Origin of the sequence: Staphylococcus sp. HMSC035D11, from assembly GCF_001836075.1 — a bacterium.
Taxonomy (GTDB): Bacteria; Bacillota; Bacilli; order Staphylococcales; family Staphylococcaceae; genus Staphylococcus; species Staphylococcus hominis.
On the sequence record NZ_KV827285.1, the window covers coordinates 133,583 to 133,817 of the forward strand.

Sequence of the window (235 nt, forward strand, 5' to 3'; positions counted from 1 at the left end):
AAGATCATGATAATGAATTAACAAAAGAAGAAATAGATTTGATTGGTAGTCACTTAGATAAAGAAATCGAAGATTTAAACCAACATATCAACAATGAAAAATGTACTAAAACAAGAAAACAAATACGTCTCAAAAGAACTAAAATCAAAAAATACAAAAAGCAAATCAATGATTATTTTGAGCGAAAGTATCGATACGAATTTCAAAAATCTATTTTAAAGGATAGAAATAGTTA

1 pseudogene is annotated in these 235 nt (G+C 24.3%); it reads left to right on the forward strand.

Annotated features, from left to right (window positions below):
* Positions 1–235: pseudogene (locus HMPREF2647_RS10570) on the forward strand (IS5/IS1182 family transposase); the annotation flags it as partial.